This window comes from Streptomyces sp. NPDC127068 (genome assembly GCF_042724695.1).
In the GTDB taxonomy this organism is placed as follows: domain Bacteria; phylum Actinomycetota; class Actinomycetes; order Streptomycetales; family Streptomycetaceae; genus Streptomyces.
Map to the genome: position 1 here is coordinate 48905 of NZ_JBHXEN010000006.1, position 13898 is coordinate 62802.

General features: G+C 74.3%; 13 protein-coding genes. 6 read left to right on the top strand and 7 right to left on the bottom strand.

Annotated features, from left to right (window positions below):
- Window positions 1-87: 87 nt before the first annotated feature.
- Window positions 88-1158: an NAD-dependent epimerase/dehydratase family protein gene (locus ACFWIA_RS05170; RefSeq protein WP_387000556.1), complete on the bottom strand. Its 1071-nt coding sequence runs from the start codon at window positions 1156-1158 to the stop codon at window positions 88-90.
- Window positions 1159-1558: 400 nt separating this feature from the next.
- Here ACFWIA_RS05170 and ACFWIA_RS05175 point away from each other — a divergent pair, with 400 nt between their 5' ends.
- A complete protein-coding gene (locus tag ACFWIA_RS05175; RefSeq protein ID WP_387000559.1) occupies window positions 1559-3703 on the top strand; it encodes a HEAT repeat domain-containing protein in 2145 nt (714 codons plus the stop codon).
- 4 nt (window positions 3704-3707) lie between these two features.
- On the opposite strand, the gene ACFWIA_RS05180 is transcribed toward ACFWIA_RS05175, so the two are convergent.
- Together ACFWIA_RS05180 and ACFWIA_RS05185 are read right to left on the bottom strand one after the other, a co-directional pair.
- Window positions 3708-4997: a serine hydrolase domain-containing protein gene (locus tag ACFWIA_RS05180; protein WP_387000560.1), complete on the bottom strand. Its 1290-nt coding sequence runs from the start codon at window positions 4995-4997 to the stop codon at window positions 3708-3710.
- Between the two features lie 97 nt (window positions 4998-5094).
- The gene (locus tag ACFWIA_RS05185; RefSeq protein WP_387000562.1) at window positions 5095-5454 is read right to left on the bottom strand and encodes a hypothetical protein; all 360 of its coding nucleotides are present in this window, start codon (window positions 5452-5454) and stop codon (window positions 5095-5097) included.
- 281 nt (window positions 5455-5735) lie between these two features.
- On the opposite strand from ACFWIA_RS05185, the gene ACFWIA_RS05190 reads away from it, so the two are divergent.
- Window positions 5736-6206 (top strand): hemerythrin domain-containing protein, encoded by a 471-nt coding sequence (locus ACFWIA_RS05190; protein ID WP_387000565.1) that lies wholly within the window; start codon window positions 5736-5738, stop codon window positions 6204-6206.
- Window positions 6207-6242: 36 nt separating this feature from the next.
- Here the strand turns inward: ACFWIA_RS05190 and ACFWIA_RS05195 are convergent, their stop codons facing one another.
- A complete protein-coding gene (locus ACFWIA_RS05195; RefSeq protein WP_387000567.1) occupies window positions 6243-7562 on the bottom strand; it encodes a carboxylesterase family protein in 1320 nt (439 codons plus the stop codon).
- A 120-nt stretch (window positions 7563-7682) separates the two neighbouring features.
- Here ACFWIA_RS05195 and ACFWIA_RS05200 point away from each other — a divergent pair, with 120 nt between their 5' ends.
- Window positions 7683-7832: a hypothetical protein gene (locus tag ACFWIA_RS05200; protein WP_387000569.1), complete on the top strand. Its 150-nt coding sequence runs from the start codon at window positions 7683-7685 to the stop codon at window positions 7830-7832.
- Window positions 7833-7854: 22 nt separating this feature from the next.
- Here ACFWIA_RS05200 and ACFWIA_RS05205 read toward each other — a convergent pair whose 3' ends face one another.
- Window positions 7855-8436 carry a histidine phosphatase family protein gene (locus ACFWIA_RS05205; protein ID WP_387000571.1) on the bottom strand — a complete coding sequence of 194 codons (582 nt, stop codon included), beginning with the start codon at window positions 8434-8436 and terminating at the stop codon, window positions 7855-7857.
- A 176-nt stretch (window positions 8437-8612) separates the two neighbouring features.
- Complete coding sequence (locus tag ACFWIA_RS05210; protein ID WP_387000573.1) at window positions 8613-10079, bottom strand: PLP-dependent aminotransferase family protein; 1467 nt, start codon at window positions 10077-10079, stop codon at window positions 8613-8615.
- Between ACFWIA_RS05210 and ACFWIA_RS05215 the strand changes: the two genes are divergently transcribed.
- Both ACFWIA_RS05215 and ACFWIA_RS05220 read left to right on the top strand, forming a co-directional pair.
- Window positions 10078-11043: a DMT family transporter gene (locus ACFWIA_RS05215; protein ID WP_387000575.1), complete on the top strand. Its 966-nt coding sequence runs from the start codon at window positions 10078-10080 to the stop codon at window positions 11041-11043. The two genes, ACFWIA_RS05210 and ACFWIA_RS05215, sit on opposite strands and share 2 nt — an antisense overlap.
- A gap of 174 nt (window positions 11044-11217) precedes the next feature.
- Entirely contained in the window at window positions 11218-11430 is a 213-nt protein-coding gene (locus ACFWIA_RS05220) for a DUF1918 domain-containing protein (protein WP_387000577.1), read from the top strand.
- Here ACFWIA_RS05220 and ACFWIA_RS05225 read toward each other — a convergent pair.
- Window positions 11421-12680: a glycoside hydrolase family 10 protein gene (locus ACFWIA_RS05225; protein ID WP_387000579.1), complete on the bottom strand. Its 1260-nt coding sequence runs from the start codon at window positions 12678-12680 to the stop codon at window positions 11421-11423. The two genes, ACFWIA_RS05220 and ACFWIA_RS05225, sit on opposite strands and share 10 nt — an antisense overlap.
- A gap of 205 nt (window positions 12681-12885) precedes the next feature.
- On the opposite strand from ACFWIA_RS05225, the gene ACFWIA_RS05230 reads away from it, so the two are divergent.
- Window positions 12886-13746 carry a 3-hydroxybutyryl-CoA dehydrogenase gene (locus tag ACFWIA_RS05230; RefSeq protein WP_387000763.1) on the top strand — a complete coding sequence of 287 codons (861 nt, stop codon included), beginning with the start codon at window positions 12886-12888 and terminating at the stop codon, window positions 13744-13746.
- Window positions 13747-13898 lie beyond the last annotated feature (152 nt).

Below are 13898 nucleotides of genomic sequence, written 5' to 3' on the forward strand. Positions count from 1 at the left end.
GCCCCGTGGGCACCCGGTCGGGACGGTCCGGATGCCCACGCGTACCTGCCGGGACGGTCCGGGTGCCCACGGCGACCTGCCGGGACGTCAGGCTGCCGCGCCGGCCACGAGCACCGGCGAGGACCGCTCGCGCCAGGCCCTGAGCACCTCGCCCTCCTGGGTCGTCGTCAGGGCGGTCGGGTACGTCCCCCGGTGTTCGAGTCCACCGCCGTACCCGGCGCTGTCGCGGGCGGTCCTGGCCAGTGGTCGGGGACGCAGCCCCGCCTCCAGCGAGGGGGTGACGTCCCGGCTCATGAATCCGGCGCACTCCGGCAGGGGCAGCCACATCGGCAGCGAACGCGGCCCGGCCCACGGCCGGACCCGCTGTTCGATCAGGAACTCCTGCGGTACGTAGGTCAGGGTGACCTCGTCGCCGGCCAGCCCGGTCAGGAAGGCGTGCCAGGTCATGGGCGGCCCGACGCCGTCGAAGGTGCCGCTCAGCCCGCGCTCGCCGGCCTCGACGATCCAGGCGGCCAGATCCCGTACGTCGACGAACTGGACCAGGTCGTCCGGGGCGCCGGGGACCAGGATCTCCCCGCCGCGGACCACGAAGAGTTCACCGGCCAGGGAGCGCAGCGAGGCCGTGGCGCTGGCCCGCGCGACCCAGTAGTCGAACCGTCCCAACGGGTCGTCCGGTCCCACCACGAGTCCGGCCCGGCACACGAACACCCGGTCGGCGCCCAGGCCGTCCCGGGCGAGCTGTTCGCAGGCCACCTTGCAGGGACCGTAGACGGCGGGGTCCATGCCGGGGTCGTCGTCCTCCGGTGCTGCGGCCGGCACCACGGGCGCGGTGTCCGCGCGCTGACCGGGCGTCTCGTTGTCCGAGTACACCGAGCCGGTCGAGACGAAGGTGAAGTGGCCGACGCGGTCGGCGAGGGAGCGCATCGCGTGACGGACGTGGCTCGGGCGCCGGGAGACGTCCATCGCGGCGTCGAACTCCCCCTCCACGGCGTCCAGGCAGTGGGGGTCGTCGCGGTCCACCCGGACGAACCGGGCCCCGGCGACCGGGGCGCCGGACGAACCGCGTGCGAGACAGGTGACGTCATGGCCGGCGGCGAGTGCGTGCCGGGCGACCGAGCGGCCGAGGAAGGCAGTTCCACCCAAAATGAGATACCGCATCGTTTCATGATGTGCCGGCCCCCGACGGCCGTCGAGACGACTGCGCGCAGTTGGCCGAAGTGCCCCTCCCCGCCCGGTCGGCCCCCGATCTTCGCAAGCCCGGCCGGGGTCTCGGGCCGCGTCGGAGGGCCCGCCACACCGCGCCCACGCCCCTCGTTGGCGTCGGAGTCCACCAGGGGCGACCGTCGGTGCACGGGTCGGGGGCGGCGTCGCCCGGGGCCCGCCGGCGGGGTGGATGGCCGATTCGCCCTCCCGGTGGCGGGCGGGCCCCGCGGAGCCCGCTGCACCGCGCGCGGAAGCGGATGGGGCGGGGCGTCGTACGGTGGCCCGGTGGGGAGTGTGCGGCAGTGGGGGACGGTGTCCGTCGCCGGGTCGGCGCCGGCGAGGTCCGCACCCGTCCGTGACGGACTGTCAGTGGGACGGGGCACGCTGGGTCATCGAAGGCAGCGGGCCACGGGGCAACGGGGAGGGCCAAGCGGTGTTGAACGGGATCGAGGACGTCGACTGGGCGTCGATGCAGCACGCCTACGGCGACGCGTCGGACGTGCCGTCGCTGTTGCGCGGCCTGGCCTCGGACGACCCCGCGGAACGGGACACCGCGCTGGACGGCATGTACGGCGCCGTGCACCACCAGGGCGACGTCTACGCCTGTACGGTCGCCAGCGTGCCGTTCCTGTTCGCGCTGCTGGGCCTGCCGGCGGTACGGGACCGGTCCGCGGTCCTGGAGCTGCTGTGCAGCATCGCGGGCGAGCGGGAACCGGACCCGGAGGAGATCGGGAGCGACTGCGCGGACGAGGCGGAACACGCCGCGTGGGTGGCCCCCTTCGTGGACGCCTCCGCGCTGATCCGGGGACGTTCGGCGGAGCTGTTCCCCCTGCTCGACGATCCGGACCCGCAGGTGCGCGCCGTGGCACCGGGTGCCCTGGTCCGGCTGCACGGCGATGCCGGACGGCTGCTCACGGCCCTGCGCCGGCGACTGCGGGCCGAGCCGGACCCCGAGGCCGCGCGCGCCCTGGTGACCGCGATCGGCGATCTGGGCGTGCGGACCGGTGAGGTGGGCGCGGCTGCGGGCGGCTGTCTGGCGGAGGTGGCCCGGGACCCGCTCGCGCCTCCCGCACTGCTGCTCGCGGCCCTGACCGGACTGGCCCGGTGCGCGCCCGATCGGTTGCCGCCCGGCGCGGTGGCGGCGGTCGGCGCCGCGATGCGCGGGGCCCGGCAGGCGCCCGAAGCCGCTCCGGCGGAGCCGCGCCCGCGGACGGACACCCTGGTGTCGTACCTGCGGGAGCTGCGGACCGAGCACCGGACTGCGGTCGATGCGGACGGGGCGATCGAACAACTCGGGCAGTTGCACCTGGCCCTCATGGACCGCACGGACGAGCGGCTGGCGCTGCTGGTCGACCAGTTGCGCAACCCGTCCCGGGGGCAGCGCCGCGCCGCGGTGGAGCAGGCGGGCATGTTGCTGACCGGCTGGCGGCTGCCGGGCGGGGAAGCGGTCCGGTTGTTGGCCCGGCAGGCACTGGACGGCGACGAGCGGCTGGCCCGGGCCGCGCTGGGCGAGTTGGTGCACCTGCACCCCCTTGCCCGGGGGGTCGCCGATGTGATCGCCGAGGCGCTGCCGGCGTTCCGGCACGAGGCGGACGACGCCGACTGGTTCTGGACCCGGTTCGGTCGTGCGGTCGCCCTGCTCGCGGCGCAGGGCGACCCCCGGGCCGTGCCGGAGCTGGCCCGGGCGCTGCGGTCCGGGAGCGTGCCCGATGACCTCCAGGAGGGGTTGGCGGCCCTGTCCACACACGCGGCGCCGCTGGGCGAGGTGCTGGGGGATCGACTCGCCCGGCTGCACCCCGGGGCCCACCGGCGCCGGGCGCGGCTCCTGGACGCCTTGGCGGTGCCCGCCCCCGCCGCGGCCCTGCCGCTGGTGGCGTCCTTCCTCGACAGCGAGGACGTCGCCACCCGCCTGGCCGCCCAACGCACGGTGGCGCGGTACGGAGTCGGGGCGGCGGAGCACGCCCCGGCCCTGCGGGCGGCAGCGGTCTCGGACCCGTCGCCGTACCGTCGTTCGGTCGCTGCCGAGGCGTTGTGGTCGGTCGTCGGGGCGGAGGGGCTGGAGCTCGTCCTCGGCGCCGTCGAGGACGTCCTGCGGCTGGACCGGCCGAACGACCGCGGGAGCGGCTTCCGCACGGCCGGGCGTCTCGGGCGGTCCGGCGCTGCGCTCGCGCCGCTGCTGCGGACCCGGCTGGCGGAGGACGGTCACCGCCCCGAGGCCGCGCTCGCCCTGTGGCGGGTCGTCGGGGACGCGCAGGAGGTGGCGCCGGTGCTGGTGGCGGAGTGGACGCGGTCCCCCTTCCACCTGGTCGAGATCGCCGGGTGCCTGGCCGAACTCGGTGCCGCCGGGGCGGACGCGGCGCCCTTGGCCCGGGCCGAGTTGGCCCGCCCGCGCCGCCACGGCAACGAGCAACCGGCGATCCGGCTGCGGTGCCACGTCGCCTCGGACGAGAAGCTGCTGCACGGGTGCCGGCGCGTCCTCGCCCGTGCGCCGCAGCGGTAGGCGCCTACCGGGACGACGCCGAAGACGCCGCGGACGCCGCTGACGACTCGGACGGGGAGGACGAGGGCGGGTTCTGCACCGGGAGGTCGAACACGTGCGCAGGGGTGACGATCCTGGTGATCGCCTGGCCGAACAGCGTGCTGGGTTCCTGTCCGTCGTGCAGGATGTCCGTGTTGAGCAGCACCACCAGGGTCGCCTTCGGTCCCGGCAGGTAGATCGTCAGGGACTCGTACCCGGGCAGTGAGCCGTTGTGGCCGATCCAGCCCTGGACGTTGAAGATGCCGAGTCCGTATCCGGCGCCCGGGATGGTGGTGGGAGCGGTCTTCAGTCGCTCCGCCTGGGTCTCTGGCGTCAGCAGGGTGCCGTTGGCGAGCACCGGGGCCCAGATCCGCAGATCGTGCAGGTTGGAGATCATCGCGCCGGCGGCCCAGCCCCAGGAGGGGTCCCAGTCGGTGGCGTTCTCGACCTTGCCGGTGGCCGTCTGGTCGGTGTAGCCCTGCGCGTGCGGGCTGGGGAAGGCGGCGTCCGTCGGGAAGACGGTGTTGCGCAGCCCCGCGGGGTCCAACACGTTTTGCTGGATGTACTCGTTCAGGGGCTTGCCGCCCATCTTCTCCACCACGAGCCCCAACAGGATGAGGTTGGTGTTGGAGTACTCGAACTGGCTGCCCGGCTCGAACTGGAGCGGGTGCTTGAACGCGTAGTTGAGCAGTTCCTGCGGAGTGAAGGGCCGTCGTGGATCGGAGGTCAGGGCCTTGAAGAAGTCCGGGTCCATGGAGTAGTTGAACAGGCCGCTGCGCATGCTGGCGAGGTCCCGCAGGGTGATCCGGTCGCCGTCCGGCACCCCGTCGACGTACCGGGCGATCGTGTCGTCGATGCCCACCTTGCCCTGGTCGACGAGTTCGAGGAGGGCGGTCACGGTGAACGTCTTGGTCTCGCTGCCGATCCTCGTGTAGAGGTCGGGGTTCATCGCCTCGCCCGTCGACTTGTCGGCGACGCCGAACGACCGGACGTAGTTGCCCTTGCCCGACGCCCACAGTCCGACGGTCACGCCCGGGACGTTCGTCTCGTCCATGACCTTCCGGACGGCGGAGTCGATCCGGGCCGCGAGGGCGGCGTCGAGCTCGGGGAACGCGGTGCTGGTCACCGTCGGCGGTGGCGAAGGGGTGTCCGAGGCGACGTGTGCCGGAGCCGCTGCCCCGGCGTAGGCACTGCCCGAGGACACCGGGGCGACCAGCAGGCCGGCCGCTGCCGCGGTGACGCACGCTCCTCGCCAGTGCCTGCGTGGGAACCTCATGGGGGCCTCCCTGCTGACCGGGGACAAAGGCTCTCCCAGGCTAGGCCCGCGCGATCGGCCCCGCACGGCGGCGCCGCCGTCGCCGGAATCCGGCCGGTCAGGGCCCGGGACGGGGGCTGTTCCGGTAGTCCTCGACCTGCTCCCGACACCGCTCGGGGACCCCGTGGCTCTCCGCCACGAGCGTTCCCGGAATCGGTCGACGCGTCGCCCGTTCCCGGTCGTGCGCGCGCAGCCAGGCGACCACCTCGGCGCAGGTCGCCTCCCTCGGGCGGGCGCACAGACCGGCGGGGTCGGCCGCGCATCCCGTGGGGTCCTGGCTGGCGTACGGCGCGGGTGGACTGGTCCTGGGCGCGGTGCTGTTGAGGAACTCCGTGGCCCCCCAGCCCGCGGTGCTCAGGACCGCTGCCGCAGCGGCGAAGGCCAGCGTCCGCCGCCTGCCGTTCGTCCGTCCCCCCATCCGTTTCCCCTTCCGCGGCCGGGCGGACGGAGCCCGTCGCCCACCACTCTTCTTGATCTGCTCATGTTACCTACGGGGCAAGGGAGTTGACGTCGCGCCCGGAGCAACAGGAGCGGTGCGGCTGCCCGGCTCGTCCTCCCGCACGGAGGACAGCGGCGTCGACCGACAGCAGGCACGGTAGGGTGAGGGCAGCGTCGCGTGCCGATGGCAGACCGTGTCAGGCATGGAGGCGCCGGATCGAAGGAGGTCGACGATGTACGCGTCGCATCCTTTGTTCTCGCGTGACTGAGCGCGAGACGACCAGGCTCGTCGCCTGGAGCCGAGAACTCCGCCAGGTGCACGAACGACTACGAGAAGCGCTGGCCGTGGCCCGCGACTCCGTTGCCGAAGGCACTGCCGGCGAGGCGGCCACCCGTGAACTGCTGCTGTACTGCCACGGCTTCTGCGCGGCTCTCGACGGCCACCACCAGGGCGAGGACCGCACCCTGTTCCCGGCCATCGCAGCCGCGCACCCCGAGCTTCGGCCGGTGCTGCGCTCGCTCGAACAGGATCACTCGATGATCGCCCACCTGCTGGGCGGCCTGCGCAACGCCGTCGAGCGGGCCGCACCGCCCGAGGAGCTCGACCGCCACCTCGAAGGCATCGCCGCGATCATGGAGAACCACTTCCGCTACGAGGAGCGGCAACTGCTCTCCGTACTCGAAACCCTGGAGCTGGCAGCCGCACCCGAGGAGGTGTTGGGCCCGCTGTGACCCCGCGTGCGGAGACCGTGGACGGGGAACGGGCGCTCAGGGCAGGGGGTGCGCCGCGCCGCCCGGGGTGTGCCGGGGCCAGCCGGGCGCACCGTCGTGCACGAAGGCGGACCACCGGGACCGCATCCGGGTTCCGGCGGCGGCCAGGTCCGCGGCCGGGGCGCCGGCCAGGACCGGCGCGTCCCGCCAGGCCGCGTCGTCTCCGAGCAGCAGCGGCAGTTCGGCGCAGTGGCAGGCGCCCAGCGGGTTGTCGGGGGCGAGCCGGCCGAAGACGTAGCGGTACGTGTCCGCGCCGGAGGAGGCCAACAGATCGGCGAACTGGCGGTTCGGGCCGTCGAACGCCTTCTCCTGCGCCCGGTGTCGGGCGCGGTCGGCGAGCCCCTCGCCGATCACCGGGAGGGCGCGGACCCGGGTGAACAGCGGGTGCCGCAGGTGGAAGGCGCGCATTTCGTCGCGGTTGGTGCCGAGGAGGACGGCGAGGCCCCGGCCCGCGCGCCGCACCAGGGCGCGGTGCCAGGCGGGCGGGGCGGGCAGCGGCCCGGCGTCGGCCACCGGGCCGAACGCGGGCGCGGTGTTCAGGCCGAACCGGCCGGCGAGTTGGATCACGGTGCGGGTCTGGGCGGTGAGGACCTGCTCCACGGATGCGGTCAGCGGGTCGGCGCCCAGGTGCTCCAGGAAGGTCCCGGCGGTCCGTTCGGCGGCGTGCGGCAGGATGAACGGCATGCCGAGGGGCGCGCTCTGGAGGACGGCCCGGTGGAAGAGTCGCGCGGCGTCCGGGATGCCGAGCAGCGCGGCGACGGAGTGGGCTCCGGCCGACTGGCCGGCGAGGGTGACCCGGTCGGGGTCGCCGCCGAAGGCCGCGATGTTCTCCTGGACCCAGCGCAGGGCGGCGAGTTGGTCCTGGAGTCCGAGGTTGCCGTCGCTGGTGCCGGGCGCGTACAGGTATCCGAGGGCGCCGACCCGGTAGCTGACGGTGACGACCACGAGGTCGCCCTCGGCACTGAGCCGCCGGCCGTCGTAGAAGTTCCACTCGCCGCTGCCGGTCAGGTAGGCACCGCCGGGCAACCAGACGAGCACGGGCCGCGACCCCTGCGGGTCGGGGGTGGTGATCGTGAGCCGCAGACAGTCCTCGGACTGGGGCACGGGGGCCGGGGTGCCCATCACGGCGGCCAGCCGGGAGGGCGACTGCGGGGCGCCGGGGCCGGACCGGGTCGCGTCGACCGTCGTCTCGTGCGGGGGTACGGGTTCCGGTGGGGCGAACCGGTCGGCGCGGGCGTACCGCAGGCCCCGGAAGGTCCAGCCCTCGTCCTGTCGCTCGCCCCGCCACGTCCCGGCGGGAGCCTTCACCACCGTCACGAGGATCTCCCCTCCCCTCGCACGTCACCTTGCGATGCCCGGACCGTACGACGTTCGGGAGACAGCACGCAAGTTCACTTGCGATGACCCCGCCGCCCCCCGGCCGAGGCCGTCCGGGGGGTGCGCGGGGCCCGGCTGCGGGACGGTGGTGTCCGACCGGACCCCGAGGTCGAGGCCGCGCGACGGGAGTTCTGGACCCGGCGGCTGGGCCGGGCCGTCGATCCGGTGCTCGACGGGATGCGCCCTGCTGTCCGCCCGGCAGCGGAGTGAAGGGGAGCGCGGGCACGGCGGGTTACGGGGCGGTGCCGTCGCCGAGCCGCAGGCTCCACCGACCGGCGCCGCCCGCCAGGGTCACCGCCGACAGGGGGCGTGCGTCGATGCTCCAGTAGGTGCTGGGGTGCACCTGGAGCGCGTACACCAGGGCAGCGCGCACGACGGCGGGTTCGGCGACGGCGACGATGCACACTCCGGCATCGGCGGGGCGGGTGTCGAGCCAGTGCCCGACCCGGGTGATGAAGGTCAGCAGGGACTCGCCGCCGTGCGGGGCGGAGCGCGGATCGCGCAACCAGGCGTCGAACGCACCGGGTTCCCGCCCGGCCACCTCGCCCAGGGTGCACCCGCGCCACCGGCCCATGTCGCAGTCGCTGAGGGCGGGTTGGACGAGCGGGGCGAATCCGAGCGCGGTACCGGTGGAACGGCTGCGCGGAGTCGGTGAGCAGTAGCGCAGTTCGGCGGCCCCGAACGCAACGAGCGCAGGGGCGGCGAGCCGTACGTCCTGCCAGCCGGCCTCGTCGAGCGGCCGGTCCTCGTCGAAGCGTTCCGCGAGCAGCGAGGAGCTGCGGGCGGCGGCGATGAGCGTGACCCGAACCTGCATGCGGTGATCGTGGAGTCCCGCAAGGCCAAGGTCAAGACTTCACGGAAGGTAATCTTCCGCACCCGTGGACGCCCGCGCCTCCCCGCCGACCTCCCGAAGCACCCACCCGCCACCCGGCGGGCATTCGCGGCCACCACCGCCTCCGCGCGGGCACCACGGTCTCCGCCGGGCGACGCTCAGCCGTGCGGCACGCCGCCGCGGTCCAGGTCCTCCCGCGCGGCGCCCAACCGACGGGCGCCCTCGGCGATCTCGTCGGGGCCGGCGACCCCGGCGTAGCTCAGTCGCAGGTGCGGCGCCGGGGGCTCGGCGCAGAAGTAGGGCCGGCCGGGCGCCACGGCCACCCCGCGGCGCAGCGCCGCAGCGGCGAGGGCGGCCTCGTCGGTGCCGTCGGGCAGCCGCAGCCACATCTGGTACCCCCCGAGCGCCACGTGCAGCGGGTGTGCGCCCCCCGTCGCCGCCGGCGAGCACTCCAGGGCCAGCCGCATCCGTTCCCGCCGCACTCGCAAGGCCTCGGCGACGGACCGCAGATGGCGGGGCCAGGCCGGCGATCCGACGAGTTCCAGTGCGGCTTCCTGGAGGGGGCGCGGGACGAAGAAGGTGTCGACGACCTGGATGGCCCGCAGTCGTTCCAGTACGGGTCCCCGGGCGGCGAGCGCCCCGATCCGGAAGCTGGGCGAGGTGGACTTGGTGAGCGAATCCACGTGGACGACCACACCGTCGGCGTCGTCGGCGGCGAGCGGCCGGGGCAGCGGGCCGTGGTCCTGGTGGGCGAGGCGACGCACGAAGTCGTCCTCGATCACGAAGGCGCCCGCCCGACGCGCGATGCGCAGCACCTCGGGGCGGCGGGCGGCGGACAGCACGGCCCCGGTCGGGTTCTGGAACAGGGGTTGGCAGACGAACACCCGGGCCCCGGTGGCCCGGAACGCGTCGGCGAGCAGTGCGGGCCGCACGCCGTCCGCGTCCAACGGGACGGGGACCGGGCGCAGCCCGGCGGCGCGGGCGATGGCCAGCATCCCCGGGTAGGTGGGCGACTCCACGAGGACGGGGGCACCGGGCGGGGCCAGGGCGCGCAGGGCGGTGGTGAGCGCGGACTGTCCGCCGGAGGTGACGAGGACCTCGGCCGCGGTGGTCGCGCCGCCGATCTCCCGCGCGAACCAGTCGCGCAGTTCCGGCAGCCCGTCCACGGGCGGGCGGGTCCACGCCCCGGGGCGGCGTCCGGCGCGGGCCAGCGCCCCGGCCATGGCACGTTCCGGCTGGAGGGAGGGGTGCAGATAGCCGCCGTTGAACTCGATGACCCCGGCCGGCGGTGCGGCGAGCGTGACCAGGACCCCGGAGGCGTCCACGGAGCGGGGCACCGGGTCGGCGGTGGCGTCGGCGCTGAGCGCGACCTCCTGCCAGGATGTGTCCCCGGTGGGGACGACCGGGGCGGCCGGGCCGCCGGCGCGGAAGGCACCGGCGCCGGGGCGGGTGACCACCCACCCTTCCGTCGCGAGTCGGGCGAGGGCACGCGACACGGTGACGGGGCTGACCCGGTAGCGCTCGACCATCGCACGACTCGACGGCAGCTTCTCGTCGAGCGAGTAGCGCTTCACTTCCGTCCGCAGGAGATTGACCAGCTCGTCCACGCTGCTACGCTCGTTCATGAGAGCCCACGATAGCGCTACCGTCGATGAGTCGATAGCGGTCGCCCGGCACCCCTCGGCCGCTCCCCCTGAGTCGGCCCCTCCACCGGCCCCTCCGTCGGCCGCCGCGTCGGCCGGAGGCACCGCGCTGGCCGCCCTCGGTGTCCTCGCCTTCTCCCTCACCTTCCCCGCCACCGCCTGGGGACTGGAGGGCTTCGGCCCCTGGTCCCTGGTGACGGTCCGCAGCGCGCTGGCCGCCCTGATCGCGGGCGGTTGCCTGCTCGCGCTGCGGGTGCCGGTACCGGACCGGCGGTACTGGCCGGGCCTGGCGGTCGTCGCGGCGGGCACGGTGCTCGGCTTCCCCCTGCTCACCACCCTCGCGCTCCGGACCGCCAGCACCGCGCACGCGGCCGTCGTCGTCGGGTTGCTCCCGCTGACCACGGCAGTCTTCGCGACGGTGCGCACGGGCAGCCGCCCCTCCCCCGCGTTCTGGGGCGCCGCCGGTGCCGGTGCCGTCGCGGTGCTCGCGTTCACCGTCGCCCGCAGCGGCGGCGCCCTCACCACCGCCGATCTGTACCTCTTCGGTGCCCTGCTGATCTGCGCCGCCGGCTACACCGAGGGCGGCCGGTTGGCCCGGGTCCTCCCGGGGTGGCAGGTCATCGCCTGGGCCCTGGTGATGTGTCTGCCGCTGGTCGTGCCGGGTGCCCTGATCGCCCTGGCGCACGAGCCGGTGGAGCTGACCGGGCGGGGCGTGGCCGGACTGCTGTGGGTGGCGGTCGGTTCCCAGTTCCTGGGGTTGGTGGTCTGGTACCGGGGCATGGCGGCGATCGGCGTTGCGCGCGCCAGCCAGCTCCAGCTCGCCCAGCCGCTGCTGACCCTGGGCTGGTCGGTGCTGCTGCTCGGCGAGCCCCTCGGCTGGACGGCACCGCTCACCGCGGTCGCGGTCCTGGTGTGCATCGCGGTCACCCAACGCGCCCGGACCTGAGCCGCGGCCCCGGGGCGGCGGCCCGGACGCGGGTACCCGTGACGGCGGCCGGTCGTAGACTGACGAACACGGCACGGATCGTCGGCCCCGGCGCCCGTCCGGGCCGCCCGACCGGGCGGTGCACGGGCCCCACCGGGTACGACGCTCCCCGGGCGGTACGAGGAGGGCACCGTGATGCGGGCAACCAAGGGCGACCACCTGGTGGTGCACGGCAGGACCGTGGGCCAGCACGACAGGGTCGCGGAGATCGTCGAGGTGATGGGCGACGCGGGCGGCCCGCCGTACCGCGTCCGCTACGACAACGGGCACGAGTCGGTCAAGTCCCCCGGGCCGGACTGCGTGATCCGGCACGAGACGCGCCGGCGGACGGACGACGGCTACCGCTGAGCCGGTCGGCGTCGGCCCCGCACCCGGGTCCGGTAGTGGTCCGCGACCACCCGGGCCAGGGCGCCGGACGGGTCGTCGCGGACCTCCCGGCCCGAGAAGAAGACGTGTCCGTCGACGCGCGGGTGGTCCCGGGCGAGCGTGAGGTGGCGGGAGAGTTCGGCGGGGTCCTGCCAGGCGGCGGGCTGCTTCGGATCGCCCGCCTTGTACAGGGCCTCGCCGATGTACAGGTCCACGTCCGTGCCCTCGGCGACCCGCGCCCACCAGCCGATCAGCTCGGCGTAGTCGGCGGGCTCGAAGCCGATGTTCCAGTACAGCTGCGGGCAGAGGTAGTCGATCCAGCCCTTGCGCACCCAGCTGCGGGTGTCCGCGTACAGGTCGTCGTAGGTCTGCACCCCGGCCCGGGTGTCCGAGCCGCGCGGGTCCGTCGCGGCGTTGCGCCACACCCCGAAGGGGCTGACCCCCAGCCGGGTGCCCGGCCGCACCTCCCGCAGCCGCTCGGCGGTCTCCCGGACCAGCAGGTCGACGTTGTGCCTGCGCCAGTCGGCCCGCGAGTCGAAGCCGTCGCCGTGCTCCGCGAACGCGGCGTCGTCGTCGAACTCCTGGCCCGCGACCGGGTACGGGTAGAAGTAGTCGTCCCAGTGCATCGCGTCGATCGGGTAGCGGCGGGCGGCGTCGAGCATCGCCTCCCGGACGAAGGCCCGCACCTCGGGCAGGCCCGGGTTGTAGTAGAGCTTGCCGCCGTACGGCACGACCCAGTCGGGGTGTCGGCGCGCGGGATGCCCGGCGGCGAGCCGGGTCGGGTCGGTGTGGAAGGCCACGCGGTACGGGTTGAACCACGCGTGCAGTTCCAGTCCCCGGCGGTGGGCCTCCGCGACGGCGGTGCCCAGGGGGTCCCAGCCGGGGTCGCGCCCCTGGGTCCCGGTGAGGTACTGCGACCACGGCTCGTGCGGTGACGGCCACAGGGCGTCGGCGGTGGGGCGGACCTGGAGGATCACGGCGGTGAGCCGCCGCTCCACGGCGACGTCCAGGAAGTCGGTCAGCTCGGCGCGCTGCTCCTGTGCCGTGAGCCCCGCCGCGGAGGGCCAGTCCCGGTTGGTGACGCTGGCGAGCCACATGCCCCGGGTCTCGGGGCCGTCCCGGGGCACGGGCACGGGCAGCTCGGGGCCCGCCGCCGCGTCGCCGGCCACCGCGAGCCCGGTCAGCGCCGTCATCGTGCCCACCGTGAACGCCCTACGGCTCACGAACCCCATGCATCCGCCCTTCCGTGGGCTGCGCACTCGCCCGGCGACCTTCGTCCGGCGACCGGTGCCGTCCGCGGCCCCGTCCGACCAGCATGCCCGACCCGACGCCCCGGTCCCGGCAGGTTCCGGAGTACCGTGCGGGGGAAGGCAGACGCCTGGGCCATACGGGTCCTGCCTGGACGAAGTTCACGAAAGGGACGAAGTGACGGACACGCTGACCGACATCACCCGCGTCGGAGTGGTGGGCTGCGGCCAGATGGGCGCGGGCATCGCCGAGGTCTTCGCCCGTGCCGGCCTGGACGTCAAGGTCGCCGAGACGACCGGCGAGGCGCTGGAACTCGGCCGCACCCGGCTCCACGGCTCCCTGGCCAAGGCCGCCGAACGCGGGAAGATCAGCGAGGAGGAGCGCACCGCCGCCGAGGCGCGGCTCACCTTCACCACGGACCTCGGCGCCTTCGCCGACCGCGATCTGGTGATCGAGGCCGTCGTCGAGAACGAGCAGGTCAAGACCGAGATCTTCCAGGTGCTCGACCAGGTGGTGACCCGCCCGGACGCGATCCTCGCCTCCAACACCTCCTCCATCCCGCTGGTGCGGCTCGCGGTCGCCACCTCGCGCCCCGACCAGGTCATCGGCATCCACTTCTTCAACCCGGCCCCCGTACAGGCGCTCGTCGAGCTGATCCCGGCGCTCACCACCTCCGAGGCCACCATCAGCCGCGCCCAACTGATGGTCGAGAAGGCGCTGGGCAAACACGCCATCCGGGCGCAGGACCGCTCCGGCTTCGTGGTGAACGCGCTCCTGATCCCGTACCTGCTGTCCGCGATCCGGATGTTCGAGTCGGGCATCGCCAGCCGCGAGGACATCGACAACGGCATGGAGCTGGGCTGTGCCCATCCGATGGGGCCGCTCAAGCTCGCGGACCTGATCGGCCTGGACACGGTGGCCTCGGTCGCCGACTCGATGTACGCGGAGTACAAGGAACCCCTCTACGGCGCGCCGCCGTTGCTCCAGCGGATGGTGGACGCGGGGCGACTGGGCCGCAAGTCCGGCTTCGGGTTCTACCCCTACGGTTAAGCCTCTGACCTGCTACGCAGCCGGTACAGCCCCCGCAACGGGCCTGTCAGGAGCTGAGACACGAGGAAAGTCCCTGAAGAGTCCCTGGGAAGTCCCAGCGCGGACATCCAGAACCGGCAACCTGTCGGCCCCGTAGCCCCTGCCCGCCGGGT

Coding starts and splice junctions, on each gene's coding strand:
- ACFWIA_RS05215 (WP_387000575.1), top strand. CDS start 10,078: ATGAGAGCCCACGATAGCGCTACCGTCGATGAGTCGATAGCGGTCGCC.
- ACFWIA_RS05205 (WP_387000571.1), bottom strand. CDS start 8,436: ATGCAGGTTCGGGTCACGCTCATCGCCGCCGCCCGCAGCTCCTCGCTG.
- ACFWIA_RS05225 (WP_387000579.1), bottom strand. CDS start 12,680: ATGGGGTTCGTGAGCCGTAGGGCGTTCACGGTGGGCACGATGACGGCG.
- ACFWIA_RS05210 (WP_387000573.1), bottom strand. CDS start 10,079: ATGAACGAGCGTAGCAGCGTGGACGAGCTGGTCAATCTCCTGCGGACG.
- ACFWIA_RS05185 (WP_387000562.1), bottom strand. CDS start 5,454: ATGGGGGGACGGACGAACGGCAGGCGGCGGACGCTGGCCTTCGCCGCT.
- ACFWIA_RS05170 (WP_387000556.1), bottom strand. CDS start 1,158: ATGCGGTATCTCATTTTGGGTGGAACTGCCTTCCTCGGCCGCTCGGTC.
- ACFWIA_RS05180 (WP_387000560.1), bottom strand. CDS start 4,997: ATGAGGTTCCCACGCAGGCACTGGCGAGGAGCGTGCGTCACCGCGGCA.
- ACFWIA_RS05220 (WP_387000577.1), top strand. CDS start 11,218: ATGCGGGCAACCAAGGGCGACCACCTGGTGGTGCACGGCAGGACCGTG.